The following is a 2,555-nucleotide window of genomic DNA, read 5'->3' on the forward strand; positions in this document are numbered from 1 at the left end:
GCCCGCCGCGCGGGCGCCGATGCCGTTTCCGGATGCCGTGTCGACCGTCACGCGGGCGCTGTTCGACAAGATCGAGCGGCCGAAGGACGGCGGCGTGGTCGAGATCGTCGTCGATCCGCTGGTCGACGGGAAGACCGGGCTGCACACCGCGTCGGCCGCCGAGGCCGGGCGGCGGGCCGCCGAGATCGCCCGCGCCTATCCGCACATCCGCATCGTGGCGTTCACGCCCGAGGCCTTGGCGCGAAAGCCGCTGCTGCTGATCGGCACCATCACGGCCGTGCAGAACGCCGAGCAGGGCGCCGGCCAGAGCGCCGGCCAGGCGCCGGGCGCCTACACGGTGTGGTTCACGCTGGCCGACACGGCGAGCCAGCGCATCGTCGCCAAGGCCCAGGCGCCGGCCGTCGCCAACGACGTCAACGCCTCGCCGCTCGCCGCCGAGGCCGACAGCCCGGCGTGGCGGCGCGACGCCGCCGTCGAGGGCTACATCGAGAGCTGCCGCCAGACCAAGGTCGGCGACGCGCTGCGGCCCGCCTATGTGGCCCAGCTCCCCGTCTCGGCCCTGGTGGCGGAGGCGAACCGCGCCTATGCGGCGCGGCGCTACAAGGAGGCGCTGGCGCTCTATCGCCGGGCCGCCGAGACGCCGGACGGCGAGCAGCTCCGCGTGCTCAACGGCATCTACGTCTCGCTCGACCGGCTCGGCCGCAAGGCGGAGGCCGAGCAGGCCTTCGCCCGGCTGATCGACTACGGGCTCGGCCGCCGCGATCTCGCGGTGAAGATCCTGTTCCGGCCCGGCACGCCCGACTTCGTCCGCACCCGCGAGGCCCGCGCCTACCCGATGTGGCTGTCGCGCATCGCGGCACGTGCCGCCACCGGTGACGCCTGCCTGGAGATCGTCGGACACACCAGCCCGACCGGGCCGGCCGCCCTCAACGAGCGGCTCTCCGCCCTGCGGGCCGAGACGGTGCGCGACCGGCTCGACGCCGCCGCGCGCGGGCTGTCGCCGCGGCTCCTCGCCCGCGGCGCCGGCGCCCGCGAGACCATCGTCGGCACCGGCCGCGACGACGCCTCCGACGCACTCGACCGCCGCGTCGAGTTCAAGGTCCTGGGCTGCTCCTGAGTCGGCCGCTCGGCGTTCGGTCGCCCGGCGGTTGCTCGCACGACGTGCGTGCAAAAGCCCGGCGCCGCGCCGATTAACGCACCGCGGCTAACCCTTTTTTCGACGGATTCCGCACCTTTTGGATATCCTTCCGATTGTTCGTAAGGCTAGCTCTACTTTCACGTGCGCAGGTGTGGCGATTATGTCACCACTTTGGCGCGACCCGGGAGTACCGTTCGCCCATGGAATTGATCAACGGGGGGTGATTATGAAACAGGTTCTTCTGACGACGGCGGCACTGCTCGCGCTCACCGGTTCGACCTTCGCGGCCGACATGGCGGTCAAGGCGCCGCCCGCGCCGATCCCGGCGCCGGTGTTCTCCTGGAGCGGCTGCTACATCGGCGCGCATGTCGGCGGCGGCGTGCTGCACGACGACACGACCGTCGGCTTTGGCTTGGCCGTAGCGGGCCGCGGCGCCGGCGCGGTGGCCGGCGGCCAGCTCGGCTGCAACTACCAGACCGGCCTCTTCGTGTTCGGCATCGAGGGCGAGGGCTACTGGTCCGGCCTAAAGGTCGAGGAAGACAGCAACTACGGGCCGGGCTTCGCCACCAGCTTCGAGGCGAAAAACAAGTGGGATGCGACGGTCGCGGCCCGCTTCGGCTACGCCCTCGACCGCACCCTGGTCTACGGCAAGATCGGCTGGGCCTGGGGCGGGTTCGACTACTCGAGCACGGTCACGACCGGCGGTGTGGTGGCCGGCACCGCCGGGGCGTCCGGCACGCTGGACGGCCTGCTGCTCGGCGTCGGCGCCGAATACGCCTTCGCGCCGAACTGGACCACGAAGTTCGAGTACAACTACATCGGCTACGGCTCCAAGAGCCTGGACTGGTCGGCGTGCGATGGCGGCGGCTGTGGCTATGTCGGAAGCTATCCGGTGAGCGCCGACAAGCACATCTTCAAGGTCGGCGTGAACTACCTGTTCAATTTCGGCGGCGCGCCCGTGGTCGCGCGCTACTGAGCGAGGCCCCTCTCGCGCGGACCGTTTCACGACGCGGTCCGCTGAGACGACGGAGCCCCGGGCCTGCGCCCGGGGCTCTTTCGTTGCTTGAAGGGACGACCGCTTCGCTGCGACCGGCAGCCGTCAGGTCGCGACCGGCCGCGCTGTCGCATCCTCGGCGCGCGGCGCCGCGACGCGGCGCTTGGCCATCAGCTTCACGGTGCGGCCGAGCGCCTTCAGGGGCTCGTGGCGGACGGCCTTGCCGGCCAGCACCAGAGCGAGCCCCAGCGGCCGCCACAGCGGCTGCGGCAGCCGCCCCAGGAGCTCGACCAGATCACTCGGCGAATGGCCGGGGTGATGGCGGCTGCCCGCCGCCACGGTCGCGGTCCAGCGCGCCACCTCGCGGCGCGCGTGGTCGACCTCCTCGGGCGAGAGATCGGCCGCGGCGGCTTCGGCCGGCCG

3 protein-coding genes are annotated in these 2,555 nt (G+C 72.0%); 2 read left to right on the forward strand and 1 reads right to left on the reverse strand.

The window, feature by feature from the left end; all coding sequences use genetic code 11:
- Both CH341_RS30565 and CH341_RS30570 read left to right on the forward strand, forming a co-directional pair.
- The coding region (locus tag CH341_RS30565; RefSeq protein WP_111423340.1) for an OmpA family protein at window positions 1-1,117 on the forward strand (1,117 nt) is incomplete at its 5' end.
- Between the two features lie 247 nt (window positions 1,118-1,364).
- Window positions 1,365-2,114, forward strand: a complete 750-nt coding sequence (locus tag CH341_RS30570; protein ID WP_170149880.1) for an outer membrane protein — start codon at window positions 1,365-1,367, stop codon at window positions 2,112-2,114.
- A gap of 123 nt (window positions 2,115-2,237) precedes the next feature.
- Here the strand turns inward: CH341_RS30570 and CH341_RS34640 are convergent.
- The coding region (locus tag CH341_RS34640) for a hypothetical protein (protein ID WP_170149881.1) at window positions 2,238-2,555 on the reverse strand (318 nt) is incomplete at its 5' end.

Source organism: Rhodoplanes roseus, assembly GCF_003258865.1.
GTDB classification, from domain to species: domain Bacteria; phylum Pseudomonadota; class Alphaproteobacteria; order Rhizobiales; family Xanthobacteraceae; genus Rhodoplanes; species Rhodoplanes roseus.